The 24,112-nt window shown below is 57.5% G+C and carries 38 protein-coding genes; 5 read left to right on the forward strand and 33 right to left on the reverse strand.

The genetic code is table 11. From position 1 onward, the window contains the following. Positions 1–142 precede the first annotated feature (142 nt). Together msrP and msrQ are read left to right on the forward strand one after the other, a co-directional pair. Positions 143–1,084, forward strand: a complete 942-nt coding sequence (msrP, locus tag NYR50_RS08080; RefSeq protein WP_418135595.1) for a protein-methionine-sulfoxide reductase catalytic subunit MsrP — start codon at positions 143–145, stop codon at positions 1,082–1,084. A gap of 2 nt (positions 1,085–1,086) precedes the next feature. Continuing rightward, positions 1,087–1,734 carry a protein-methionine-sulfoxide reductase heme-binding subunit MsrQ gene (gene msrQ, locus NYR50_RS08085; RefSeq protein WP_174008776.1) on the forward strand — a complete coding sequence of 216 codons (648 nt, stop codon included), beginning with the start codon at positions 1,087–1,089 and terminating at the stop codon, positions 1,732–1,734. On the opposite strand, the gene NYR50_RS08090 is transcribed toward msrQ, so the two are convergent. After that, complete coding sequence (locus tag NYR50_RS08090; protein WP_174008777.1) at positions 1,688–2,116, reverse strand: DUF2809 domain-containing protein; 429 nt, start codon at positions 2,114–2,116, stop codon at positions 1,688–1,690. The genes msrQ and NYR50_RS08090 overlap by 47 nt on opposite strands. A gap of 57 nt (positions 2,117–2,173) precedes the next feature. Between NYR50_RS08090 and NYR50_RS08095 the strand changes: the two genes are divergently transcribed. Next, entirely contained in the window at positions 2,174–3,046 is an 873-nt protein-coding gene (locus NYR50_RS08095; protein ID WP_174008778.1) for a DUF817 domain-containing protein, read from the forward strand. A 153-nt stretch (positions 3,047–3,199) separates the two neighbouring features. Here the strand turns inward: NYR50_RS08095 and rplQ are convergent, their stop codons facing one another. The 32 genes from rplQ to rpsL all read right to left on the reverse strand — a co-directional run bounded on the left by rplQ (position 3,200) and on the right by rpsL (position 22,837). Further along, a complete protein-coding gene (gene rplQ / locus NYR50_RS08100; protein ID WP_006313985.1) occupies positions 3,200–3,625 on the reverse strand; it encodes a 50S ribosomal protein L17 in 426 nt (141 codons plus the stop codon). Between the two features lie 118 nt (positions 3,626–3,743). After that, on the reverse strand, positions 3,744–4,754 hold the full coding sequence (locus NYR50_RS08105; RefSeq protein ID WP_003516121.1) for a DNA-directed RNA polymerase subunit alpha: 1,011 nt from the start codon (positions 4,752–4,754) through the stop codon (positions 3,744–3,746). Positions 4,755–4,949: 195 nt separating this feature from the next. Continuing rightward, a complete protein-coding gene (gene rpsK / locus NYR50_RS08110; RefSeq protein WP_003495225.1) occupies positions 4,950–5,339 on the reverse strand; it encodes a 30S ribosomal protein S11 in 390 nt (129 codons plus the stop codon). A 138-nt stretch (positions 5,340–5,477) separates the two neighbouring features. Further along, positions 5,478–5,846 carry a 30S ribosomal protein S13 gene (gene rpsM / locus NYR50_RS08115; RefSeq protein WP_006313984.1) on the reverse strand — a complete coding sequence of 123 codons (369 nt, stop codon included), beginning with the start codon at positions 5,844–5,846 and terminating at the stop codon, positions 5,478–5,480. 303 nt (positions 5,847–6,149) lie between these two features. Continuing rightward, the gene (locus NYR50_RS08120; protein WP_006313983.1) at positions 6,150–6,740 is read right to left on the reverse strand and encodes an adenylate kinase; all 591 of its coding nucleotides are present in this window, start codon (positions 6,738–6,740) and stop codon (positions 6,150–6,152) included. Then, positions 6,737–8,077, reverse strand: coding sequence for a preprotein translocase subunit SecY (gene secY, locus NYR50_RS08125; RefSeq protein ID WP_006313982.1), 1,341 nt, complete (start codon positions 8,075–8,077; stop codon positions 6,737–6,739). The genes NYR50_RS08120 and secY overlap by 4 nt, the downstream gene beginning before the upstream one ends. Beyond that, positions 8,022–8,189: a hypothetical protein gene (locus NYR50_RS08130; protein ID WP_174008781.1), complete on the reverse strand. Its 168-nt coding sequence runs from the start codon at positions 8,187–8,189 to the stop codon at positions 8,022–8,024. The genes secY and NYR50_RS08130 overlap by 56 nt, the downstream gene beginning before the upstream one ends. 217 nt (positions 8,190–8,406) lie before the next feature. Beyond that, positions 8,407–8,886: a 50S ribosomal protein L15 gene (gene rplO / locus NYR50_RS08135; RefSeq protein ID WP_174008782.1), complete on the reverse strand. Its 480-nt coding sequence runs from the start codon at positions 8,884–8,886 to the stop codon at positions 8,407–8,409. Positions 8,887–8,902: 16 nt separating this feature from the next. Beyond that, the gene (gene rpmD, locus NYR50_RS08140) at positions 8,903–9,109 is read right to left on the reverse strand and encodes a 50S ribosomal protein L30 (RefSeq protein WP_003495212.1); all 207 of its coding nucleotides are present in this window, start codon (positions 9,107–9,109) and stop codon (positions 8,903–8,905) included. 11 nt (positions 9,110–9,120) lie between these two features. After that, the gene (gene rpsE, locus NYR50_RS08145; RefSeq protein WP_003495208.1) at positions 9,121–9,690 is read right to left on the reverse strand and encodes a 30S ribosomal protein S5; all 570 of its coding nucleotides are present in this window, start codon (positions 9,688–9,690) and stop codon (positions 9,121–9,123) included. A gap of 119 nt (positions 9,691–9,809) precedes the next feature. Then, complete coding sequence (gene rplR / locus NYR50_RS08150; protein WP_006313980.1) at positions 9,810–10,172, reverse strand: 50S ribosomal protein L18; 363 nt, start codon at positions 10,170–10,172, stop codon at positions 9,810–9,812. A gap of 12 nt (positions 10,173–10,184) precedes the next feature. Next, positions 10,185–10,718 (reverse strand): 50S ribosomal protein L6, encoded by a 534-nt coding sequence (rplF, locus tag NYR50_RS08155; protein ID WP_006313979.1) that lies wholly within the window; start codon positions 10,716–10,718, stop codon positions 10,185–10,187. A 43-nt stretch (positions 10,719–10,761) separates the two neighbouring features. Further along, positions 10,762–11,160 carry a 30S ribosomal protein S8 gene (gene rpsH / locus NYR50_RS08160; protein ID WP_006313978.1) on the reverse strand — a complete coding sequence of 133 codons (399 nt, stop codon included), beginning with the start codon at positions 11,158–11,160 and terminating at the stop codon, positions 10,762–10,764. Positions 11,161–11,172: 12 nt separating this feature from the next. Further along, positions 11,173–11,478, reverse strand: coding sequence for a 30S ribosomal protein S14 (gene rpsN, locus NYR50_RS08165; RefSeq protein WP_003495202.1), 306 nt, complete (start codon positions 11,476–11,478; stop codon positions 11,173–11,175). A gap of 33 nt (positions 11,479–11,511) precedes the next feature. Next, positions 11,512–12,066, reverse strand: a complete 555-nt coding sequence (gene rplE, locus NYR50_RS08170) for a 50S ribosomal protein L5 (protein ID WP_006313976.1) — start codon at positions 12,064–12,066, stop codon at positions 11,512–11,514. Further along, complete coding sequence (rplX, locus tag NYR50_RS08175; protein ID WP_006313975.1) at positions 12,059–12,367, reverse strand: 50S ribosomal protein L24; 309 nt, start codon at positions 12,365–12,367, stop codon at positions 12,059–12,061. The genes rplE and rplX overlap by 8 nt, the downstream gene beginning before the upstream one ends. A 12-nt stretch (positions 12,368–12,379) precedes the next feature. Further along, positions 12,380–12,748 (reverse strand): 50S ribosomal protein L14, encoded by a 369-nt coding sequence (gene rplN / locus NYR50_RS08180; protein ID WP_003495199.1) that lies wholly within the window; start codon positions 12,746–12,748, stop codon positions 12,380–12,382. Between the two features lie 233 nt (positions 12,749–12,981). Continuing rightward, positions 12,982–13,218: a 30S ribosomal protein S17 gene (gene rpsQ / locus NYR50_RS08185; protein ID WP_006313974.1), complete on the reverse strand. Its 237-nt coding sequence runs from the start codon at positions 13,216–13,218 to the stop codon at positions 12,982–12,984. Positions 13,219–13,229: 11 nt separating this feature from the next. Beyond that, positions 13,230–13,430, reverse strand: coding sequence for a 50S ribosomal protein L29 (gene rpmC / locus NYR50_RS08190; RefSeq protein ID WP_003495193.1), 201 nt, complete (start codon positions 13,428–13,430; stop codon positions 13,230–13,232). 12 nt (positions 13,431–13,442) lie between these two features. Continuing rightward, positions 13,443–13,856, reverse strand: a complete 414-nt coding sequence (rplP, locus tag NYR50_RS08195) for a 50S ribosomal protein L16 (protein WP_006313973.1) — start codon at positions 13,854–13,856, stop codon at positions 13,443–13,445. A 38-nt stretch (positions 13,857–13,894) separates the two neighbouring features. Then, on the reverse strand, positions 13,895–14,626 hold the full coding sequence (gene rpsC, locus NYR50_RS08200) for a 30S ribosomal protein S3 (protein WP_003495188.1): 732 nt from the start codon (positions 14,624–14,626) through the stop codon (positions 13,895–13,897). Next, positions 14,626–15,015 (reverse strand): 50S ribosomal protein L22, encoded by a 390-nt coding sequence (gene rplV / locus NYR50_RS08205; RefSeq protein WP_006313972.1) that lies wholly within the window; start codon positions 15,013–15,015, stop codon positions 14,626–14,628. The genes rpsC and rplV overlap by 1 nt, the downstream gene beginning before the upstream one ends. 2 nt (positions 15,016–15,017) lie before the next feature. After that, entirely contained in the window at positions 15,018–15,296 is a 279-nt protein-coding gene (gene rpsS, locus NYR50_RS08210; RefSeq protein ID WP_003507772.1) for a 30S ribosomal protein S19, read from the reverse strand. 15 nt (positions 15,297–15,311) lie between these two features. Beyond that, entirely contained in the window at positions 15,312–16,148 is an 837-nt protein-coding gene (gene rplB / locus NYR50_RS08215) for a 50S ribosomal protein L2 (RefSeq protein ID WP_003507771.1), read from the reverse strand. 43 nt (positions 16,149–16,191) lie between these two features. Next, complete coding sequence (locus NYR50_RS08220; RefSeq protein ID WP_006313971.1) at positions 16,192–16,485, reverse strand: 50S ribosomal protein L23; 294 nt, start codon at positions 16,483–16,485, stop codon at positions 16,192–16,194. Then, a complete protein-coding gene (rplD, locus tag NYR50_RS08225) occupies positions 16,482–17,102 on the reverse strand; it encodes a 50S ribosomal protein L4 (protein WP_006313970.1) in 621 nt (206 codons plus the stop codon). Before rplD ends, NYR50_RS08220 begins: the two co-directional genes overlap by 4 nt. Before the next feature lie 12 nt (positions 17,103–17,114). Continuing rightward, the gene (rplC, locus tag NYR50_RS08230) at positions 17,115–17,756 is read right to left on the reverse strand and encodes a 50S ribosomal protein L3 (RefSeq protein WP_174008783.1); all 642 of its coding nucleotides are present in this window, start codon (positions 17,754–17,756) and stop codon (positions 17,115–17,117) included. A gap of 168 nt (positions 17,757–17,924) precedes the next feature. Continuing rightward, positions 17,925–18,233 (reverse strand): 30S ribosomal protein S10, encoded by a 309-nt coding sequence (gene rpsJ, locus NYR50_RS08235; protein WP_003495158.1) that lies wholly within the window; start codon positions 18,231–18,233, stop codon positions 17,925–17,927. A gap of 310 nt (positions 18,234–18,543) precedes the next feature. After that, the gene (gene tuf, locus NYR50_RS08240) at positions 18,544–19,719 is read right to left on the reverse strand and encodes an elongation factor Tu (protein ID WP_174008784.1); all 1,176 of its coding nucleotides are present in this window, start codon (positions 19,717–19,719) and stop codon (positions 18,544–18,546) included. A gap of 64 nt (positions 19,720–19,783) precedes the next feature. Further along, positions 19,784–21,883, reverse strand: a complete 2,100-nt coding sequence (gene fusA / locus NYR50_RS08245) for an elongation factor G (RefSeq protein WP_174008785.1) — start codon at positions 21,881–21,883, stop codon at positions 19,784–19,786. Between the two features lie 34 nt (positions 21,884–21,917). Then, positions 21,918–22,388, reverse strand: a complete 471-nt coding sequence (rpsG, locus tag NYR50_RS08250; protein ID WP_003507761.1) for a 30S ribosomal protein S7 — start codon at positions 22,386–22,388, stop codon at positions 21,918–21,920. Between the two features lie 77 nt (positions 22,389–22,465). Continuing rightward, positions 22,466–22,837 carry a 30S ribosomal protein S12 gene (gene rpsL, locus NYR50_RS08255; protein ID WP_003507760.1) on the reverse strand — a complete coding sequence of 124 codons (372 nt, stop codon included), beginning with the start codon at positions 22,835–22,837 and terminating at the stop codon, positions 22,466–22,468. Positions 22,838–23,364: 527 nt separating this feature from the next. Here rpsL and NYR50_RS08260 point away from each other — a divergent pair. Both NYR50_RS08260 and NYR50_RS08265 read left to right on the forward strand, forming a co-directional pair. Further along, positions 23,365–23,658 carry a hypothetical protein gene (locus tag NYR50_RS08260; protein ID WP_003523731.1) on the forward strand — a complete coding sequence of 98 codons (294 nt, stop codon included), beginning with the start codon at positions 23,365–23,367 and terminating at the stop codon, positions 23,656–23,658. 11 nt (positions 23,659–23,669) lie between these two features. Further along, positions 23,670–24,020, forward strand: coding sequence for a VOC family protein (locus NYR50_RS08265; protein ID WP_418135596.1), 351 nt, complete (start codon positions 23,670–23,672; stop codon positions 24,018–24,020). The last annotated feature ends 92 nt before the right edge of the window (positions 24,021–24,112 follow it).

Raw genomic sequence — 24,112 nt, forward strand, 5'->3', positions numbered from 1 at the left:
AAGGACACGCCATCACAAATGCGCGATTATCACCCGTTCATCGTTGTTTTTCCGCAGAGTGCTGAAACATATCTGTGCAGCGACCGTATTGGCTATCATAATCGATTTATCGCCGATGCACCCGGCTTTTGTGGAGGTTTTTATGCCCGCTTATCGTCCGCCTCATATCGCGTCTTCAGAGATAACGCCCAAATCCTTTTACCTGTCCCGGCGCAACTTCCTCGGAACGGCGGCAGGCCTTGCTGCCGTAGGGTTGACTGGCCGCGAGGCCATTGCCGCACCGCTCTCCGCCAAGCCCGGTGCCTATAAGCTGGATGAGAAACTCACCCCGCTCGACGCCGTCACCAGCTACAATAATTTCTACGAATTCGGTGTCGGCAAGTCCGACCCGAAGGAAAATTCAGGCAAGTTCAAGCCAACGCCCTGGACGGTAAAGGTGGATGGCCTCGTTTCCAAGCCGCAGGAATTCGGCATCGAAGAGCTGATGAAATATCCGCTGGAGGAGCGCACCTATCGCATGCGCTGCGTTGAAGGCTGGTCAATGGTCATTCCCTGGATCGGTTTTCCGCTGTCTGCCCTGCTCGACAAGGTGGAGCCGCTGGGCAGCGCGAAATACGTGTCCTTCGAGACGGTCGTGCGCCCGGAGGAAATGCCCGGCCAGAGCGGCTTGTTCCAGCCTCTGTCCTGGCCCTATGTCGAAGGCCTGCGTCTCGATGAAGCGCGTCATCCGCTCACCATCCTCGCCGTCGGCCTCTACGGCGAAACATTGCCCAATCAGAACGGCGCACCGATCCGGCTTGTCGTGCCGTGGAAATACGGTTTCAAAGGCATCAAATCCATCGTGCGGATTTCGCTTGTGGAAAAACAGCCGGAAACGACGTGGAAGAACTCCAACGCCCGCGAATACGGCTTCTATTCCAACGTCAATCCGCATGTGGACCATCCGCGCTGGAGCCAGGCGACGGAACAGCGCATCGGCGAAGGCGGCTTTTTCGGCACGCAAAACCGCCCTACCCTGATGTTCAACGGTTATGACGACGTCGCGAGCCTCTATACCGGGCTGGATCTGAAAGCGAATTACTGACCATGGCCCTCGCCTTTTCGCTTCCCTCCCTGCCGAAGCGTTACCAGCCGGCAGCCATCTGGTCGCTTTATGTGCTCGGCCTCTGCCCTGGTCTCTGGTATTTTTACCTCGCTGCAACCGGCGGCCTCGGCTTTAACCCCGTCAAGGATTTCGAGCACCTGCTCGGCATCTGGGCGCTGCGTTTCCTTTGCGTCGGCTTGCTGGTGACACCGCTGCGCGATCTCTTCAACGTCAATCTTATTGCCTATCGCCGGGCGCTGGGCCTGATCGCCTTTTATTATGTGCTCGCCCATTTTACCGTCTATCTGGTGTTGGACCGCGGGCTGATACTCGGCTCCATTGCCGGCGACATTCTCAAACGCCCCTACATCATGCTCGGCATGGCGGGGCTCATCATGCTCATTCCGCTGGCGCTCACCTCCAACCGCTGGTCGATCCGCCGTCTCGGCAGCCGCTGGAACACACTGCACAAGCTCGTATATCTCGTCCTCATCGTCGGCGTGCTGCATTTCGTGCTGGCCCGGAAATCAATCACGCTGGAGCCGGTATTTTATATCAGCACCATGGTTGCCTTGCTGGGCTATCGGCTGGTGCGGCCCTCGATCATGACGATGAAGAGGAATAAGCGCGCAAGGCCCGTCCGGACGTAAAGGACGCCACCGCGATCCCGCCGATATAACAGACAATATTCCACACGGAAAAAACGCGGCCGAGCAGCAAAGCTCCGGCCGCCGTTGCGCGAAACGCGTCCAGCGCCGGGAAATGAACGAGCCGGATCAATTCCACGACGACAACGACGATGACGGCGATGTGAACCTCATAGCCGTGCCAGCGGGACGGAAGGATGGCCGCAAGCAGCAGATAAACCATCGCCCCCCAGAGCACGGATCCGCCATATTTTACCACCACGAACGGCAATCCCACCTCATAGCCGAACGCCCGCAAGCAAAGACCGCCAATGATCACCATCACGGCCGCCGCCAAAAGCCGGATGCGGGCAAAATAAGGCGGGGAAAGGCGCGACGGACCCATGCGAGTTCCTTCCGGTTTTCGTATGAAAATTTAACGGATGCAAATCGAGGCGCGAACATGAGCACAGCAACAGGTCCAGCCGCAACCCGCCTCTCGGTTTTGGACGATCTTCTGTGCGATACCTATCCCTGGGGCGAACTCAAGGGCATCAGGCGCTTCATCGTCGAATTTCTCTATTTCGGCATCAAGGAAGCCCGTGCCTGCCTGTTTGCGGGACTGTTCTTCATCTCCATCTTCGTGGTGCCGCATGGTGGGCTATTTGGCATTCCGCGTTATGACGTGCTGCTGATCATCGCGCTCGGCATCCAGTTCTTCATGATCTGGAGCAGGCTGGAAACGCTTGACGAGGCCAAGGCCATCCTGCTGTTCCATATCGTCGGTTTCGCGCTTGAAGTGTTCAAGACGTCAAGCGCCATCCAGTCCTGGTCCTACCCCGATTTCGCCTATAGCAAGGTCCTCGGCGTGCCGCTCTTTTCCGGTTTCATGTACGCCGCCGTCGGCAGTTACATCATCCAGGCATGGCGCCTGCTGGATGTGCGCATTCGCCATTATCCCACCTATTGGATGGCAACGCTGATCGGCATCGCTATCTACGCCAACTTCTTCACCCACCATTTTATCGGCGATTACCGCTGGTACATCGCCGCCTGCGCCATCGGCCTCTATTCCCGCGCAACGGTGGTCTACCGCCCCTATGATCGGGATCGAAAGATGCCGCTGCTTCTCTCATTCGTCCTGATAGGGTTTTTCGTCTGGTTGGCAGAAAACATCTCGACATTCTTCGGTATCTGGAAATATCCCGATCAGATCGGCGCCTGGTCCGTGGTGCATATCGGTAAGTGGAGTTCGTGGTCGCTGCTGGTCATCATGACGTTTACGATTGTCGCGCAACTCAAGCACATCAAGGCTCGTATTCACGTTCCGGAGTGAGAGAAGTAGAACTTCAGCCGAGCGTCTGGCAGGCACGCCAAAGGATTTGCTGAGGTAGCACCTCGCCTGCTCAATTTCCCAATACCCAAACGCAAAAAACCGGGCGATCTCTCACCCGGCTTTTTAACTCATGACGCCTGAAGGCGTCAGACCTTATGCGGCTTCGGCAGCAGCTGCTTCAGCGGCAACGCGAGCCTTGTCGGCTGCGCCCTTGGCGTCAACGTCGCGCTCGACGAATTCAACGACGGCGAGAGCCGCGTTGTCGCCCTGGCGGTAGCCGGCCTTCATGATACGCAGGTAGCCGCCATTGCGGGTTGCGTAACGCGAAGCGATCGCGTCGAACAGCTTGCGAACGGCGTCCTGATCCTTGATCTGCGAGATCGCCTGACGACGAGCGTGCAGGTCGCCGCGCTTGCCCAGCGTCACGAGACGCTCGACGATCGGACGGATTTCCTTCGCCTTCGGAAGGGTGGTGACGATCTGCTCATGAGTGATGAGCGAAGCAGCCATGTTGGCAAACATTGCCTTGCGGTGGCTGGCGGTTCTATTGAGCTTGCGGCCTGAATTACCGTGGCGCATTGCTATTCTCCTTCTACGCAGGTGCCTTCTTTAAGGCCTGCCGTTTCCTGGCACATGCAGATGACTTATCTGCTGTTTGACGGGGAAAGGCAGTCTTTAAGGTCTGCCTTCTTGTTTGTTAGTATTGGTCTTCGTAACGCTTGGCGAGATCTTCGATGTTCTCAGGCGGCCATGCCGGCACTTCCATGCCGAGGTGCAGCCCCATGGAAGCGAGAACTTCCTTGATTTCGTTCAGCGACTTGCGACCAAAGTTCGGCGTGCGGAGCATTTCGGCTTCGGTTTTCTGGATCAGGTCGCCGATATAAACGATGTTGTCGTTCTTCAGGCAGTTTGCCGAACGAACGGACAGTTCGAGCTCGTCGACCTTCTTGAGAAGCGCCGGGTTGAACGCGAGTTCGGTAACCGATTCTTCTTCTGCTTCCTTCTGCGGCTCGTCGAAGTTGACGAAGACGCCCAGCTGGTCCTGAAGAATGCGAGCGGCGAAGGCAACGGCGTCTTCGCCGGAAACCGAACCGTTGGTCTCGATCGTCATGATCAGCTTGTCATAGTCGAGAACCTGGCCTTCACGGGTGTTTTCCACCTTGTAGGACACTTTCTTGACCGGAGAATAGAGGCTGTCCACCGGAATGAGGCCGATCGGGGCATCTTCCGCGCGGTTGCGCTCAGCCGGTACGTAACCCTTGCCGTTGTTGACGGTGAATTCCATGCGGATTTCAGCGCCTTCGTCGAGCGTGCAGATTACGTGGTCGGGGTTCAGAATCTCGATGTCGCCAACCGTCTGGATGTCACCAGCGGTTACCGAACCCGGACCCTGCTTGCGCACGACCATGCGCTTGGAATCATCACCATCCATCTTGATGGCGATTTCCTTGATGTTGAGCACGATATCCGTCACATCTTCCCGAACGCCGGGGATGGAGGAGAATTCGTGCAGGACACCGTCGATCTGCACGGCCGTTACAGCGGCACCACGCAGAGAAGACAACAGAACGCGACGCAGCGCGTTGCCGAGGGTAAGACCGAAACCACGCTCCAGCGGCTCGGCAACCAGAGTTGCCTTGGTGCGGCTGGACGAGGTGAACTCGACCTTGTTCGGCTTGATAAGTTCCTGCCAGTTCTTCTGAATCATCTTTAAACCTTCCGTTCGCCGCCACCATCCAATCGTGACGGACCGAGCATGAAAACACCGAGAGGAACCTAATTCACTGGTTCATCAGTGGGTTCTTGAGCGCAAGTCCGTCGATCGAAATCGACGCGCACACGCCAGATACACGAAAATTCCGCCAGACCGAAGGAAAGGCGGAATTTCCGAACCACGGTCGCGTCAGACGCGGCGCTTCTTGCGCGGACGGCAACCGTTGTGCGGGATCGGCGTCACGTCGCGAATGGAAGTGATCATGAAACCGGCAGCCTGCAGAGCGCGAAGTGCCGATTCACGGCCGGAACCCGGACCGCAAACTTCAACTTCAAGCGACTTCATGCCGTGTTCCTGAGCCTTCTTCGCGCAATCTTCAGCAGCGATCTGGGCAGCGAACGGGGTCGACTTGCGCGAACCCTTGAAGCCCTTGGCACCAGCGGACGACCAGGCAATAGCATTGCCCTGTGCGTCGGTAATGGTGATCATCGTGTTGTTGAAGGTCGAGTTGACGTGCGCGACGCCAGACGTGATATTTTTGCGTTCGCGACGACGGACGCGTGCGGCTTCCTTGGCCATTTTATACCTTTCATTGATCTCTTCACCGCCGTAACACCAGCGGCTACACCGGCGATCAGCCCGTAGCCGAGCTTTTCGCCAAACTCAGAAAGGCTGGCGCGGACTGCACCAGCCTCCCCTTTCCGGAAAACCGGAAAATTACTTCTTCTTACCGGCGATAGCCTTCGCCGGACCCTTGCGGGTGCGGGCGTTGGTGTGCGTGCGCTGACCGCGGACCGGAAGGCCACGACGGTGACGCAGGCCGCGGTAGCAGCCGAGGTCCATCAGACGCTTGATGTTCATCGAGGTCTCACGACGCAGGTCACCTTCGACCTGATAGTCGCGGTCGATGGCTTCGCGGATCTGAAGAACTTCAGCATCCGTCAGCTGATGAACGCGCTTTTCAGCCGGAATACCGACCTTGTCCATGATTTCCTGCGCGAATTTCGGACCAATCCCGTGAATATAGGTCAGCGCAATAACAACGCGCTTTGCAGTCGGGATGTTGACGCCAGCGATACGTGCCACGTCTTTTCTCCTTGGTTCCAGTTGCCATCCGGCAAGTGGTGATTCCATTCGAGCGGCCAACAAGACCGCCAGTTCAAATTGATGTCCGTGACAAGTCAAAACGACTGAACCCGGATCTCCCTCCCTTTAGGGAAATCCGCGCCAGTCGCTTGGGATGTCGCGAGTTGGCGCGGTGTTTAACGGAATCAGCGCAAAAAAGCAACCGGCTCCGCCAAGATTCTTTTACGATCCAGAGGACCAACCGTCATGCAGAAGCGAGATATAGGCAAGAACGCAACAGCGCTTGCCCATCCGTTCCATCGATCAGGCAGAGGCTTTCTCGAGAACGCGCTCAATGGCCTCGGTGACGGCATCGACATCAGCCATGCCATCCAGCGTCACCAGCTCGCCCTGTTCGCTGTAATAGGCAGACAGCGGCGCGGTCTTTTCGCGATATTCCGTCAGGCGTTTGCGGAAAGCTTCCGGATTGTCATCCGAGCGAACCGTGCCGCCGGCGGCAATGGTTTCAGCCACGCGGTTTTCGATTCGGCGAATCAACGCCTCTTCATCCACCTTCAGTTCGATGACGGCATCCAGGACCTGATTCTTCTTGCGCATGTTGTCGGCAAGCGCCTTGGCCTGCGGAACGGTGCGCGGGTAGCCGTCGAGAATAAAGCCCTTGGCACAGTCAGGTGCTTCGATGCGTTCGGAAACGATCTGATTGACGATATCGTCGGAAACGAGCCCGCCGGCGTCCATGACGGCCTTGGCGCGCTTGCCGATTTCGGTGCCCGCGCTGACCGCAGCGCGAAGCATGTCACCGGTGGAAAGCTGCGGGATCCCGTACTTGTCAGTCAGCCGCTTGGCCTGGGTTCCCTTGCCCGCACCCGGCGGACCCAAAAATATCAGTCTCATCGTCCCCTCTTTCCTCCACGCAACTTCGACTTCTTGATCAGACCTTCATATTGCTGGGCGATCAGGTGACCCTGAATCTGCGCAACCGTATCCAGAGTTACACTGACAACGATCAAAAGCGAAGTACCACCAAGGGCTAACGGAATGCCCGTACGTGCGATAAGTGTCTCAGGAAGGATACACACGAAGACCAGATAAATCGCGCCGACCACGGTAATGCGGGTCAGGACGTAATCGATGTACTCCGCGGTGCGCTCGCCCGGACGGATACCCGGAATGAAGCCACCATGCTTCTTGAGATTGTCAGCCGTATCCTTCGGATTGAACACGATTGCCGTGTAGAAGAACGCGAAGAACGCGATCAGCAGGCCGTAAAGCGCCATGAACAACGGCTGGCCATGCTGCAGCGACGCGATGATCGAGGTCGCCCAGGTCGGTAGGTTGGTGTTACCGGCAAAACCTGCAGCCGTTGCCGGCAGGAGCAGCAGCGACGATGCGAAGATCGCGGGAATGACGCCGGCCGTGTTGAGCTTCAGCGGCAGGTGCGAGGTATCGCCCTGGAACATCCGGTTGCCGACCTGTCGCTTCGGATATTGTATGAGGAGACGGCGCTGGGCGCGCTCCACGAAGACGATGAGGGCAATGACGCCGATGGCCACGATGACAACCATCAGGATGAGCGGGGTCGACAGCGCGCCGGTGCGGCCAAGTTCAAGCGTGCCAGCCAGAGCCTTCGGCAGGCCTGCGGCAATGCCCGCAAAGATGATCAGCGAAATACCATTGCCGATACCGCGCGAGGTGATCTGCTCGCCGAGCCACATCAGGAACATCGTGCCGCCGAGCAGCGTGATGACGGTGGAAACGCGGAAGAACATGCCCGGATCAACCACGAGACCGTTGCCGCTTTCAAGGCCGACCGCGATGCCATAGGCCTGCAGCGTGCCGAGCAGCACCGTGCCGTAGCGGGTGTACTGGTTGATGATCTTGCGGCCGGCTTCGCCTTCCTTCTTCAACGCTTCGAGCGAGGGCACGACCGAGGTCATGAGCTGCACGATGATCGAAGCGGAGATGTAAGGCATGATGCCGAGGGCGAAGATCGCCATGCGCTCGACGGCGCCACCCGCAAACATGTTGAAAAGACCGAGAATACCGTTGGCCTGGCCACGGAAGGCCTGCGCATAGGCTTCTGGGTTCAGACCCGGAAGCGGAATGTGGGTGCCGAGACGGTAGACGAGAAGTGCGGCAAGAGTAAACCAGAGACGCTTTTTCAGATCCTCCGCCTTAGCGAAGGTCGAAAAATTCAGGTTCGAAGCCAGTTGTTCCGCTGCTGAAGCCATAAATTTCTCCGAATGACCCTTGCCAGCCAGCAATACCGGCCAATGCGGAAAGGTCTAAAAAATACCGGTCAAAACCGGGCTTCGGACGAATGCGGCTCTCGACCGCCATCATGCCTCACCCTGTTTTTTATGTCCTATCCCCTCCCCTACGGAAGTTCAAGAACTGTGAGGCTCTCCCTGCAGCACTTTCTGCCGCAAGCGGGGCCGTGAAAGCACACCGCGAAGAGATTGCCCTGATGCCTCTACAAATCGATTTAGATCGAAAGCACCAGTGGCCAGGAAGCGCAAACGCCCGGGGCGACGTGCCCCGGGCGTCTGAAGTCTATATATTACTCGGAGGCTTCTGCTGCAACTGCGAGAAGCTTGATCGAGCTGCCAGACTTTTCGATCTTTTCGAGTGCGGGCTTGGAAGCACCGGCAACTTCGAAAGCGACCTTGGCCTTCAGCTCGCCATCGGCGAGAATGCGTACGCCGTCCTTGACGCGACGGATGACGCCAGCAGCCTTGAGAGCAGCAGCATCGATCGTTGCGGAAGCATCAAGCTTCTTGGCGTCGATGGCAGTCTGAATGCGGCCGAGCGACACAACAGCAAATTCGGAACCGAAAATGTTGTTAAAGCCACGCTTCGGCAGGCGGCGGTAGATAGGCATCTGACCGCCTTCAAAACCGTTGATGGCGACGCCCGAACGAGCCTTCTGACCCTTCACACCGCGACCACCGGTCTTGCCCTTGCCGGAACCGATACCGCGACCTACGCGGATACGGTCCTTGGAGGAGCCTTCGTTGTCTCTGATTTCATTGAGTTTCATGATAGGTTACTCCGTCTCACTTCTCGTCAACGACGCGAACGAGATGCTGGACCGCACGGATCATGCCGCGAACCGCCGGAGTATCTTCCAGGGTGCGCTGACGATGCATCTTGTTGAGACCCAGACCGACCAGCGTCTGACGCTGGATTGCCGGGCGGCGAATAGGGCTGCCGATCTGTTCGACCGTGACAGTCTTCTTGGCTTCAGTAGTTTTCTTGGCCATGATCCAGCTCCTTATTCTTCAGAAGCGTTGCCGGAAGCGGCACGGCGAGCCTGAAGGGTCGCATACTTCAGACCACGCTGTGCAGCGATGTCCTTCGGATGAACCTGATGCTTCAGAGCGTCGAACGTGGCGCGAACCATGTTGTACGGGTTCGACGAACCGGTCGACTTCGCAACAACGTCATGAACGCCGAGCGTTTCGAAAACGGCGCGCATCGGACCACCGGCGATGATACCGGTACCGGCCTTGGCCGAACGCAGCAGCACCTTGCCTGCGCCGTGACGGCCATTGACGTCGTGATGCAGCGTGCGGCCATCGCGCAGCGGAACGAAGATCAGATCGCGCTTTGCGCTTTCCGTTGCCTTGCGGATAGCTTCCGGAACTTCACGAGCCTTGCCGTGACCGAAGCCAACGCGGCCCTTCTGGTCGCCAACGACGACGAGAGCGGCGAAGCCGAAGCGACGGCCACCCTTAACAACCTTTGCAACGCGGTTGATCGCGACCAGCTTGTCGACGAATTCGCTATCGCGCTCTTCACGGTTCTGGCGATCGTCGCGAGAACCTCTTTTTTCCTGTGCCATTGTCCTTGTCCTTTTTCTTTTACGGGTGGAACGGCAAACGAAAAGACCAGCGGCCTCGATGAAGAGATCCGCATGGCCCGGTGAAATTCCGCCCGGATCATTGTCCGGGCGGAAAAAGATCAGAAGTTCAGACCGCCTTCGCGGGCAGCTTCAGCCACGGCCTTGATACGGCCATGATAGATGAACGCGCCACGGTCGAAAACGACATCCTTGACGCCAGCCTTGACGCCACGCTCGGCAACCAGCTTGCCGACAACAGCTGCTGCTGCAACGTCGGCGCCGGTCTTGAGCGAGCTGCGCAGATCGGCTTCGAGCGTGGAGGCAGACGCAAGCGTCTTGCCAGCAACGTCATCGATGATCTGGGCGTAGATGTTCTTCGACGAGCGATGAACCGACAGGCGCGGACGGCCGTTGGCAACCGCCTTGATCTGGCGGCGCACACGGCTCGCGCGACGTGCAAGTGCTTCTTTCCTGCTAGCCATTTCGCGTGATCCTTACTTCTTCTTGCCTTCTTTGCGGACAATACGCTCTTCAGCGTACTTCACGCCCTTACCCTTGTAGGGCTCGGGACCGCGGTATTCGCGGATTTCCGCGGCTACCTGGCCAACCTGCTGCTTGTTGATGCCGGAAACGATGATTTCCGTCGGCTTCGGCACGGCAATGGTGATGCCGACCGGAGGCTCGTAAACAACGTCATGGCTGAAACCGAGAGCCAGCTGCAGGTTCTTGCCCTGCAGGGCGGCACGGTAACCAACGCCGTTGATTTCGAGCTTACGCTCATAGCCGTCCTTAACACCCTTGAAGATGTTCTCGATCATCGTGCGGGACATGCCCCACTTCGAACGAGCTTCCTTGGTGCCGTTAGCCGGCGTTACGGAAACGCCGTTATCTTCCAGCTTCAGCTGAATGTCGTCATTGGCGACGAAAAACAGTTCACCCTTCGGGCCCTTAGCAGTAACCTTCTGGCCGTCGACATTGGCCGTCACACCTGCTGGAACCGGAACGGGCTTTTTACCGATACGAGACATTGTTCAATCCTGTCTGTTCGTTATGGAGATCCTTGCTCGGGTCTTAGAAGACCGAGCAAAGAACCTCGCCACCAACGTTCTGTTCGCGAGCCTGGTGATCGGCCATCACACCCTTCGGAGTCGAAAGGATGGTGATGCCGAGGCCGTTCGCGACCTGCGGAATGGACTTTACCGAGACATAAACCCGGCGGCCCGGCTTGGACACGCGGCCGATCTCACGGATCACCGACGCGCCTTCGTAGTACTTCAGCTCGATCGTGAATTCGGCCTTGCCGTTTTCGAAATCGACCTTGGAATAACCGCGGATGTAGCCTTCAGACTGCAGCACGTCGAGAACGCGTGCGCGCAGGCTGGAAGCAGGGGTGCTTACCGACGACTTGCGGCGAGCAGCACCATTGCGGATGCGGGTGAGCATATCACCCAAAGGATCAGTCATGGTCATGTGCCCGTCTCCTTACCAGCTCGACTTGACAATGCCCGGCACCTTGCCGGAATTGCCCAGCTCACGAAGCGCGATACGCGACATCTTGAGCTTGCGATAGAACGCGCGCGGACGGCCCGTTACTTCGCAGCGGTTGCGGATACGCGTCTTCGAGCCGTCACGCGGCAGCGAAGCGAGCTTCAGAGTGGCCTTGAACCGGTCTTCGATCGGAAGGGACTGGTTCATCACGATCGCCTTGAGTGCAGCACGCTTGGTAGCCTGCTGGGCGACCGACTTGCGGCGGCGCTTGTTCTTTTCAACTGCGCTTGTTTTCGCCATATCGGAGTTCCTTTTCTACGCTCGTCGTTACGGTTAGTGACGGAACGGGAAGTTGAACTCTGTAAGCAGAGCCCGAGCTTCGTCGTCCGACGTCGCCGTCGTGCAAACGATGATGTCCATGCCCCACATCTGATCAACCTTGTCGTAGTTGATCTCAGGGAACACAATGTGTTCCTTGATGCCCATGGCGAAGTTGCCACGGCCGTCAAAGCTCTTGGGGTTCAGACCCCGGAAGTCGCGAACGCGCGGCAGCGCGATGTTGATCAGACGATCAAGGAATTCGTACATGCGCTCGCCACGAAGGGTAACCTTCGCGCCGATTGGCATGTGTTCACGAACCTTGAAGCCGGCGATCGAATTGCGAGCCTTGGTGATGACAGGCTTCTGGCCGGCAATTGCCGCCAGATCGCCAGCAGCAATCGTTGGCTTCTTCGAATCGGCGGTTGCTTCGCCAACGCCCATATTGATGACGATCTTGTCCAGCTTGGGGATCATCATGACGTTGGCGTAGGAGAACTTCTCCTGCATGGCGCCGCGGATACGGGAAACGTATTCCGTCTTGAGACGCGGCTCGTACTTATCAGCCATCGATCACTTCTCCCGAACGCTTGGCCACGCGGACCTTCTTGCCATCCACAACAGAGAAGCCAACGCGGGTCGGCTTGCCATCCTTGTCGACGATGGCGATGTTGGAGATGTGCAAGGATGCTTCCTTGTTGATGATGCCGGCTTCCTGGGCCTGGGTCTGGCGCTGGTGACGCTTCACCATGTTTACGCCACGCACAACGGCACGGTCTTCTTTCGGCATCACCTGGATTACTTCGCCGGTACGGCCCTTGTCCTTACCGGTCAATACGACAACATTGTCGCCTTTACGAATTTTCTGCATCGCATACGCTCCTTACAGTACTTCCGGAGCCAGCGAGATGATCTTCATGTGGTTCTTGGCGCGAAGTTCGCGCGGAACCGGTCCGAAGATACGGGTGCCGATGGGCTCTTTCTTGTTGTCGATAAGAACGGCTGCGTTGTTATCGAAACGGATGACGCTGCCGTCAGCGCGGCGGATGTCCTTGGCGGTGCGCACGACAACCGCCTTCATCACATCGCCCTTCTTGACGCGGCCGCGCGGAATAGCTTCCTTGATGGAAACGACAATAATGTCGCCAACAGAAGCATATTTGCGCTTCGAGCCGCCCAGCACCTTGATGCACATGACACGACGTGCGCCGGAATTATCCGCCACGTCGAGGTTTGTTTGCATCTGAATCATGTCAGGTCGCCTTCTTGTTGTTACTGGGACGGTTGGGCAAACTCTCTCGAGAGAGCCCCCTGCCCCAGCTTATGAATATATCTTTTTTTGCGCGGAAATGTCGTGACAGGGTGGTTTCCTAAAGGACCTTCCGTGCGCATAAAGCAAAAGACGCTCGGGTCACGAGCGTCCTTGCGCTGCTTCATACAGGATTCCGCGCCAAGTACAAGAGACCTGGCGCGATTCTGATGAAATTAAGCCTGGGCGGCAACAACCGTCCAGCGCTTGTCCTTGGAAATCGGTGCGCATTCCTCGATGGAAACGACGTCGCCGACCTTATACTGATTGTTCTCGTCGTGTGCCTTGTACTTCTTCGAACGACGAACGGTCTTTTGCATGAGCGGGTGAGCGAATCGACGCTCAACCCGGACCACGACAGTCTTCTCGTTCTTGTCGGACACTACGACGCCCTGCAGAATGCGTTTCGGCATATTATTTTTCCTTAGGCCTTGGCTTCTGCCGCCTTCTGGCGGGCAATGGTTTTAACGCGGGCGATGTCCTTGCGGACTTCGTTGATGCGCGAGGACTTCTCCAGCTGGCCAGTCGCCTTCTGGAAGCGCAGGTTAAACTGCTCCTTCTTCAGATCGGCGAGCTTGTCCTTGAGCTGGTCGGCGCTGAGGCCGCGAACTTCATCGGCTTTCATGTGCCTTGCTCCTTACTCTGCGATGCGCTGTACGAAGCGCGTCTTGACCGAGAGCTTGGCAGCGCCGAGACGAAGCGCCTCACGGGCGATCTCCTCGGTAACACCGTCGATCTCGAACATCATACGACCGGGCTTGACCTTGCATGCCCAGTATTCGACCGAACCCTTGCCCTTACCCATACGAACTTCGGTCGGCTTTGCCGTCACCGGAACGTCAGGGAATACGCGGATCCACACACGACCTGCGCGCTTCATGTAACGCGTGATCGCGCGGCGGGCCGCTTCGATCTCGCGTGCATTCACGCGGTTCGGTTCCTGCGACTTCAAGCCGAATTCACCGAATGCCAGGTCAAAGCCGCCCTTGGCGACGCCCTTGATGCGTCCCTTGAACTGCTTACGGTACTTAGTACGCTTTGGCTGCAACATTTTCTTACTTCTCCGAGCTTATCTTTCGCCAGCGTCAATCAAGCGTTTTCGCGACGACGATCGGGACGATCGCCACGCTCACGGCTTGCAGGGCCCTGTGCGTCGCCTTCGAGACCGCGACGCTCAGAAGCCATCGGATCGTGTTCAAGGATTTCGCCCTTGAAGATCCAGACCTTGATGCCGCAGATGCCGAATGCGGTTTCAGCTTCGGCCGTGCCGTAGTCGATGTCCGCACGCAGCGTGTGCAGCGGAACGCGACCTTCGCGGTACCATTCGGTACGAGCGATTTCAGCACCACCAAGACGGCCGCCGCAGGTGATCTTGATGCCTTCGGCGCCAAGACGCATTGCGGACTGAACAGCGCGCTTCATCGCACGGCGGAAAGCCACGCGGCGCTCGAGCTGCTGGGCGATCGACTGAGCTACCAGAGTAGCGTCGATTTCCGGCTTGCGCACTTCAACGATGTTGAGGTGCGTTTCGGAGTTGGTCATCTCGGAAAGCTTCTTGCGAAGCTTCTCGATGTCTGCACCCTTCTTGCCGATGATCAGACCCGGACGAGCCGAGTGGATCGTGACGCGGCACTTCTTGTGCGGACGCTCAATGACGACCTTGGCGATGCCAGCCTGCTTGAGTTCCTTGATCAGGTATGCCCGGATCTTCAGGTCTTCATGCAGAAGCTTGCCGTATTCAGCGGTGTCAGCGTACCAGCGGCTATCCCAGGTACGGTTGATGCCGAGGCGGAAGCCGATTGGATTGATTTTCTGACCCATTATGCGGCCTCCCCTTTTTCCTCAACTTCACGAACAACGATCGTGAGGTGAGCGAACGGCTTTTCAATGCGGGAAGCACGACCACGGCCACGAGCGTGGAAACGCTTCATGGTGATGGACTTGCCAACATAGGCCTCGGCGACGACGAGAGCGTCGACGTCGAGGTCATGGTTGTTTTCCGCATTGGCAATTGCAGATTCGAGCGTCTTCTTGACGGTGCCTGCAATGCGCTTGCGGGAGAATTCGAGCTCGGCGAGAGCGCGATCAACCTTCTTGCCACGGATAAGAGCGGCAACCAGGTTCAGTTTCTGGGGGCTGACGCGGAGCGTACGGGCAATGGCCTGAGCCTCATTGTCCTTCAGCCGGCGTTCGGTCTTAGCCTTCGCCATGATTACTTCCTCTTTGCCTTCTTGTCCGCGCCGTGACCGTAATAGGTACGGGTCGGAGAGAATTCACCGAACTTGTGTCCGACCATGTCTTCGTTGACCGAGACGGGCACATGCTTGCTGCCGTTGTAGACGCCAAACGTCAGACCAACGAACTGCGGCAGGATCGTGGAGCGACGGCTCCAGATCTTGATTACTTCGTTACGTCCGCTCTCGCGCACCTTCTCAGCCTTGGTGAGAAGATAGCCGTCAACAAACGGACCTTTCCATACTGAACGAGCCATTAGTGACTACCTCTCTTACTTCTTACGCTGATGGCGCGAGCGCATGATGAACTTGTCGGTCGACTTGTTCGAACGGGTGCGCTTGCCCTTCGTGGGCTTGCCCCACGGAGTAACCGGGTGGCGACCACCCGACGTGCGACCTTCACCACCACCGTGCGGGTGGTCGACCGGGTTCATGACGACGCCGCGAACGTGCGGACGCTTGCCGCGCCAACGGGAACGACCGGCCTTGCCGTCGTTGATGTTGCCGTGGTCCGAGTTCGAAACAGCGCCGATCGATGCCAGGCACGAGCCGTGCACCAGACGCTGTTCGCCCGAGTTGAGACGCAGGATGGCCATACCGGCATCGCGGCCGACGAGCTGGACATACGTACCGGCGGAGCGGGCAATCTGACCGCCTTTACCAGGCTTCATCTCGACGTTGTGGATGATCGAACCGACCGGAATGTACTGAAGCGGCATGGTGTTGCCGGGCTTCACGTCCACTGCCTTGTCGGAGGCGATCACCTTGTCACCGGCAGCGAGACGCTGTGGCGCGAGAATGTAAGCCTGTTCGCCGTCGGTATACGTAACCAGCGCGATGAACGCGGTGCGGTTGGGGTCGTATTCCAGACGTTCAACGGTACCTTCAACGTCAAACTTGCGACGCTTGAAGTCTACCAGACGATAGGTCCGCTTGTGACCGCCACCCTGGAAACGGACGGTGATCCGGCCCTGGTTGTTGCGGCCACCCTTGGAGCTGAGGCCCTGGGTGAGAGCCTTTACCGGCTTGCCCTTGTAGAGCGAAGCGCGGTCCACGATAACCAGCTGACGCTGGCTCGGCGTGGTCGGATTGAAACTTTTCAATGCCATATTCTTGTTCCCTTTTGGGTCTTTGCCCGCTTGGGCCTAACCTTTAGAGTCCGGTGGACACGTCGATGGATTGACCTTCGGCGAGCGTAACGACGGCTTTCTTGACGTCCTTAAGCTTACCGGCGAACCCACGGAAACGACGGGTCTTACCCTTGCGGATAAGCGTGTTCACAGCCGTGACTTTGACACCGAAGAGAGCTTCCACGGCAGCCTTGATTTCAGGCTTGGAAGCAGTCTTGGCGACGTTGAATACGACCTGGTTCTGTTCGGATACCAGCGTCGACTTTTCCGTGATCGAAGGAGATACGATCACATCGTAGTGGCGAAGATCCGTCATTTGAACCGCTCCTCCAGAGCCTCTACAGCAGCCTTGGAAAGCACGAGCTTGCCACGACGCAGGATGTCGTAAACATTGATGCCCTGTACCGGCAGAACGTCCACATTCGGAATGTTCTGGGCTGCGAGCTTGAAGTTGCCATCAAGTTCAGCGCCACCGATAACGAGAGCGTTGGTCAGGCCAAGCGAAGCGAAGCTGCCCAGCAGAGCCTTGGTCTTTGCTTCGGACGCAACGAGCTGATCGATGATGATCAGTTCTTCAGCCTTCAGCTTTGCAGACAAAGCGTGACGCAGAGCGAGCGCACGAACCTTCTTGGGAAGGTCATGGGCGTGGCTGCGAACGACCGGGCCGTGGGCCTTGCCGCCGCCGCGGAACTGCGGTGCGCGAGCCGAATGGTGACGAGCGCGGCCCGTACCCTTCTGCTTGTACATCTTCGCACCGGTGCGGGAAACTTCCGACCGGTTCTTGGTTTTGTGGGTTCCCTGCTGCTTCTTTGCAAGCTGCCAGCGAACCATACGGGCCAGGATGTCCTGGCGGGGGTCGAGGCCGAAGATCTCATCCGACAGAGAAACCTTGCCGGCGTCTTTTCCCTCGAGGGTCTTGACGTTCAATTCCATGATAAGGCTCCCTTACTTCGCAGCCGACTTGACGGCGTCGCGGACGATGATCCAGGCGCCCTTGGAACCGGGAACCGCACCCTTTACCAGGATGAGGCCACGGTCTTCATCAGTCGAAACGACTTCAAGGTTCTGGGTCGTGACGCGTGTCTGGCCCATATGACCAGCCATGCGCTTGCCCTTCCAGACGCGGCCCGGATCCTGGTTGTTACCGGTCGAACCGTGTGCACGGTGCGATACGGAGTTACCGTGCGAAGCGCGGCCACCACCGAAGTTGTGACGCTTCATAGCACCGGCAAAACCTTTACCGATTGTGGTTCCAGTGACGTCGACCAGCTGGCCGGACTGAAAATGATTTGCGGTCAGTGTTGCACCGATGTCGATCAGGTTCTCGGGGGAAACCCGGAACTCGACGAGCTTGGCTTTCGGTTCGACATTGGCAGCGGCAAAATGGCCGCGAAGCGCCTTCGTCGTGTTCTTGACCTTGGACTGGCCGGCACCGAGCTGAACTGCGGTGTAGCCATTCTTGTCTTCCGTGCGCTGGGCAACGACTTGTACGTTATCCAGTCGCAATACTGTTACAGGGATATGTTCACCTGCGTCGTTATAGACGCGTGTCATACCCACTTTCTGTGCAATCACACCTGAACGCATTGGTTCATCCTCTTGCGAGCCTTGAAGGGAAAACCCTCTCTGGCCTTTGTTAAGGAGTGCCCTTCGACATCTCACGATGTTTCCGGTCTCCGATTTGGAAGACGTTGGATTGCTCCACGTACCTTCCTTGTTATTTCAGCCCTCACCTAGGATGGATCGGGCCGGGTCTTAGAGCTTGATTTCCACGTCAACGCCAGCAGCGAGGTCGAGCTTCATCAGAGCATCGACAGTCTGCGGGGTGGGGTCAACGATATCGAGAAGACGCTTGTGCGTCCGCATTTCGAACTGTTCACGGCTTTTCTTGTCAACGTGAGGAGAGCGGTTGACGGTAAACTTTTCGATGCGGGTGGGGAGCGGAACCGGGCCGCGAACGCTGGCGCCGGTGCGCTTTGCGGTCGACACGATTTCACGGGTAGAGGCATCGAGGATCCGGTGATCGAACGCCTTGAGGCGGATACGGATATTCTGGCCGGTCATTCGTCTTGTCCTTGTTCTTTGTTATTCGTTTCCGCACGCGGAAACACATGAACTTCTATTGATCGTGGCGCCGCAGATTTTCAAAAATCGAGAGGAATGCCCCTGCACTCCAATCATTTCAGTAGTCTGTATTGCTAAAACACCGCGCGCCGCAATTGCTTGCGAATCCAGCGGGTGAGTGTGAGTGCGCGTTTACGCGCTTTCACCGAATTTTTCAAGCACTAAAAATGCAACGCCGCCAGGCTTTTTATTAAAAGTCCGGCGGCGGTGTTCTTGACACCGCCGCCGGACTGAATTTTGAAAGTCGAAATTACTCGACGATCGAAGCAACGATGCCGGCGCCGACGGTACGGCCGCCTTCGCGGATAGCGAAGCGCAGCTTTTCTTCCATCGCGATCGGAACGATCAGCTCGACTTCAACAGTCACGTTGTCGCCAGGCATAACCATTTCCGTGCCTTCAGGAAGCGAAACGATACCGGTAACGTCAGTCGTACGGAAGTAGAACTGCGGACGGTAGTTCGTGAAGAACGGCGTATGACGGCCGCCTTCTTCCTTCGTCAGGATGTAGGCTTCTGCCATGAACTTCTTGTGCGGCTTGACCGAACCCGGCTTGCACAGGATCTGACCACGCTCAACGCCGTCACGGGTAACGCCGCGAACGAGTGCACCGATGTTGTCGCCAGCCTGGCCCTGGTCGAGCAGCTTGCGGAACATTTCAACGCCGGTAACAGTCGTCTTCGAGGTCGGACGAATGCCGACGATTTCGACTTCTTCACCAACCTTGACGATACCGCGCTCAACGCGACCCGTCACAACCGTACCACGACCCGAGATCGAGAACACGTCTTCGATCGGCATCAGGAACGGCTGGTCGATCGGACGCTCAGGCGTCGGGATGTAGGCGTCAACAGCAGCCATCAGCTCGCGGATCGCGTCTTCACCGATCTTCTTGTCGGAATCTTCAAGAGCAGCAAGAGCCGAACCCTTGATGATCGGAATGTCGTCGCCCGGGAAGTCGTAGGACGACAGAAGTTCGCGAACTTCCAGTTCGACGAGCTCGAGAAGCTCGGCGTCGTCAACCTGGTCGACCTTGTTGAGGAACACGACGATCGCCGGAACGCCAACCTGACGGGCAAGCAGGATGTGCTCGCGGGTCTGCGGCATCGGGCCGTCGGCAGCCGAGCAAACCAGGATCGCGCCGTCCATCTGGGCAGCACCGGTGATCATGTTCTTCACGTAGTCGGCGTGGCCGGGGCAGTCAACGTGGGCGTAGTGACGGTTTGGCGTCTCATACTCAACGTGGGCCGTCGAAATCGTGATACCACGAGCCTTTTCTTCAGGAGCGGCGTCGATTTGGTCATACGCCTTGAACTCGCCGAAATACTTCGTGATCGCAGCAGTCAACGACGTCTTGCCGTGGTCGACGTGACCGATCGTGCCAATGTTGACGTGCGGCTTATTGCGCTCAAACTTGCTCTTTGCCATTAGTGGCTCTCCATTCTTGTCCCTTGACGGGAATAATCTTCAAATCGTTTGGGGCGTACCCCGATCACTTCTGACCGGAGTACTTTGCCTGGATTTCCTGCGCCACGTTCGACGGAACCGGCGAATAGTGATCGAACGTCATCGAGTACTGCGCGCGACCCTGCGACATGGAGCGCAGGTTGTCGACGTACTTGAACATGTTCGCGAGCGGAACGTGTGCGCTGATCACGATGGTGATGCCACGCGATTCCTGGCCCTGGATCTGACCGCGACGCGAGTTCAGATCGCCGATCACGTCACCGACGTAATCTTCAGGGGTCACAACTTCGACCTTCATCATCGGCTCGAGAAGCTGTGCACCAGCCTTCTTTGCTGCTTCACGGAAGCAGGCACGCGATGCGATTTCGAAGGCGAGAACCGAGGAGTCGACGTCGTGGTATGCGCCGTCGATCAGGGTTGCCTTGACGCCCAGCATCGGGAAGCCAGCGAGCGGACCGGAAGACAGAACGCTTTCGATACCCTTCTGAACGCCCGGGATGTATTCCTTCGGAACAGCACCACCGACGATCTTGGATTCGAACTTGAATTCTTCACCTTCAGGGTTCGGTTCGAAGATGATCTTCACGCGAGCGAACTGACCGGTACCACCGGACTGCTTCTTGTGCGTGTAGTCTTCTTCGTGCTGACGCGTGATGGTTTCGCGGTAGGCAACCTGCGGAGCACCGACGGTTGCTTCAACCTTGAACTCGCGACGCATACGGTCAACGAGAATGTCGAGGTGAAGCTCGCCCATGCCTGCGATGATCGTCTGACCGGATTCTTCATCCGTCTTGACGCGGAACGAAGGATCTTCAGCAGCCAGACGGTTGAGCGCGAGACCCATCTTTTCCTGGTCGCCCTTGGTCTTCGGCTCGATCGCGATCTGGATGACCGGCTCGGGGAATTCCATACGCTCGAGGATAACCGGCTTCAGCGGATCGCAGAGCGTATCGCCAGTGGTGGTTTCCTTGAGGCCAGCCAGAGCAACGATGTCGCCGGCAAAGGCTTCTTCGATGTCTTCACGGCTGTTGGAATGCATCTGCAGCATACGGCCGACGCGCTCGCGCTTGTCCTTGACCGTGTTGATGACAGACGTACCCTTTTCGAGCTTGCCCGAGTAGATACGAGCAAAGGTCAGCGAACCGACGAAGGGGTCGTTCATGATCTTGAACGCGAGCATGGAAAGCGGCTCGCTGTCGTCGGCATGACGTTCGATTTCGGCTTCGGTCTTGAAGTCGATGCCCTTGATCGCCGGGATGTCCAGCGGAGAAGGCAGGTAGTCGACAACAGCGTCGAGAAGCGGCTGAACGCCCTTGTTCTTGAACGCGGTACCGCAGAACATCGGGTGGAACTTCACGTCGATGGTGCCGCGGCGAACGAGCGCACGGATCTTGTCGTTGTCGGGCATGATGCCGTTCAGGTAGTCTTCCATCGCTTCTTCGTCGATCTCGACAACGGTCTCGATCAGCTTTTCGCGATATTCGTCAGCCTTGGCCTTCATGTCATCAGGGATTTCGACGACGTCCCACTGAGCGCCGAGCGATTCGTCGCGCCAGATGAGTGCATTCATCTCGATCAAGTCGATAACGCCCTTGAACTCGGTCTCTGCGCCGATCGGCAGCTGCATGACAACGGCAGTTGCGCCGAGACGGGTCTTGATCATTTCTACCGAGCGGTAGAAGTCAGCACCGGTCTTGTCCATCTTGTTGCAGAAGATCATACGCGGAACGTTGTACTTCTCAGCCTGACGCCAGACGGTTTCCGTCTGCGGCTCTACACCGGCGTTGGCATCGAGAAGAGCAATGGCACCGTCGAGAACGCGCAGCGAACGCTCGACTTCAATGGTGAAGTCAACGTGGCCGGGGGTGTCGATGATGTTGAAGCGGCGCATCTTGCCGTCGCGACCCTTCCAGAAGGTCGTGGTGGCTGCGGAGGTGATGGTGATACCACGCTCCTGCTCCTGCTCCATCCAGTCCATCGTGGCAGCGCCATCATGAACTTCGCCGATCTTGTGCGACTTACCGGTGTAATAAAGAATACGCTCGGTGGTCGTGGTCTTGCCGGCGTCGATATGCGCCATGATACCGAAATTGCGGTAGTCTTCGATTTTATATTCGCGAGCCATAGTGGACTGCCTTTCGATATGCGACCGTTTAAGATTACCAGCGGTAATGCGAGAATGCGCGGTTAGCGTCGGCCATCTTGTGCGTGTCTTCACGCTTCTTGACGGCAGAACCGCGGTTGTTCGCAGCGTCCATGAGTTCGCCGGAAAGGCGATCGACCATGGTCGTTTCGTTACGCTTGCGAGCAGCAGTGATCAGCCAGCGGATGGCGAGAGCCTGACGGCGCTCGGGACGAACGTCGACCGGAACCTGATACGTAGCACCACCAACGCGGCGCGAACGCACTTCAACGTGCGGGGCAACGTTGTCGAGGGCGGAGTGGAACACGCCGAGCGGCTCCTGCTTCGTCTTGCCCTGAACGACGTCGAACGCGCCGTAAACGATGCTTTCTGCGACCGACTTCTTGCCGTGAAGCATGATGGCGTTCATGAACTTGGTGACGACCAGATCGCCGAACTTCGGGTCCGGATTGATCTCACGCTTTTCTGCACTATGGCGACGGGACATATTCTTTGTCTCTCAATGTTATTGACGCTTTACCACGCGGAGAACCTCGCGCAGCGCCGGAATTTGTTAAACCCGAATTACTTCGGACGCTTCGCACCGTACTTGGAGCGGCGCTGCTTGCGGTTCTTGACGCCCTGGGTATCGAGAACGCCACGGATGATGTGGTAACGCACGCCCGGCAAGTCCTTTACGCGGCCGCCGCGGATCATGACCACGGAGTGTTCCTGAAGGTTATGACCTTCGCCAGGAATGTAGCCGATGACTTCGAAGCCGTTGGTGAGGCGGATCTTGGCAACCTTACGCAGAGCCGAGTTCGGCTTCTTCGGGGTCGTCGTGTAAACGCGGGTGCAAACACCACGCTTCTGCGGGTTTTCCTGAAGAGCAGGAACCTTGTTGCGCTTTACCTGTGCCTGGCGAGGCTTGCGGATCAGCTGGTTTACGGTAGGCATATAACCATCCCTTGCAAAAACTACTTTAGCCACCCTCACGGGTGGCGGCTATGCCGTTTCCGGCGACGATGCACGCATATATCCTCATGCGCAAAACGTGGCCCGATCCGTTTTCACGGATGGACCACCAAGAGCAGAGGACGCCGGATGAGGCGTCTTGCGTGCAACATTCGTGTCTTCTACGTGCAATGAAGCTTCATTTGAGATGATGTTCGGGAAAAACGTTTCCGAACGGCCAGCACAGATAGAGGCTCCGATGGCGGGCGTACTACTGTTTTAGCCAGCTTTCGTCAAGGGTGAATCCACATTTTGCGCCGCCACCCATGGCCCCTAGGCCCGCGTCCGGGCCATTTCCAACGCGCTTTAACATAAGTCGGCGCAGAAGGCAGCGATTTTGACCTCCGCGCTTTGGCTTTTCACAAAATCCGTCTATTGATTCCCTCAGGGCGGGCCGGATCGGTTTCGCCGCCCGCGGGACCGATTCCATCGGCCCGCAAGAAAGCAACAAATGATCAAGGAACCGCGCCATGAGCACCCTCCCCGACAACGATAATGGACGCGACGAGCCGATGGTCTTCATCGTCATCGGCAAGGCTTACGAGACCGACAATTCCGAGGGCATCGACATCCACGTCATCCTCCGGGCGCCGGACGACGATACCGCCGTGCGCGAGACGCTGAACGCGCTTTCCGAGGAAGGCTTCATCGAGGCAGATCTCGACCAGATCGGCATGCTCACGGAGATCCCGGATGAAGAGCCGCACGCGTCCGCCTATCAGGGCGCGCTCGAAGGCGAAGTCGCCATCATCCGCTTCGCCTGAGGTAGAGCCCCATGGCGGTCAGACGTGTCGTCGCCAATATCGTAACGCCCGAGCCCGCGCGGGCGCAGGCGTTCTACGGCGATATTCTCGGCATGTCCGTCGCCATGGATCACGGGTGGATCGTCACCCATACCAGCCCGCTCGAAGCACACGCTCAGGTCAGTTTCGCAAGCGACGGCGGGTCCGGCACTGATCTGCCGGATCTCTCCATCGAGGTCGACAACTTCGAAGAGGTCCATGCCAGGATTCTGAAAGCCGGTTTGCCGATCGAATACGGCCCGGTGACCGAGGCGTGGGGCGTGCAACGGCTGTTTCTGCGCGACCCCTTCGGCAAGCTGATTAATATATTAAGTCACGCATAGATTATATACTTTGAATACAGTAGTATTATTACTTTATCCATTGAACAATACCGCAGGATGAGCTTTAGATAATCCCGACACAATATTCCGGT

Origin of the sequence: Agrobacterium sp. El2ro-1b, from assembly GCF_048298475.1 — a bacterium.
Taxonomy (GTDB): Bacteria; Pseudomonadota; Alphaproteobacteria; order Rhizobiales; family Rhizobiaceae; genus Agrobacterium; species Agrobacterium fabrum.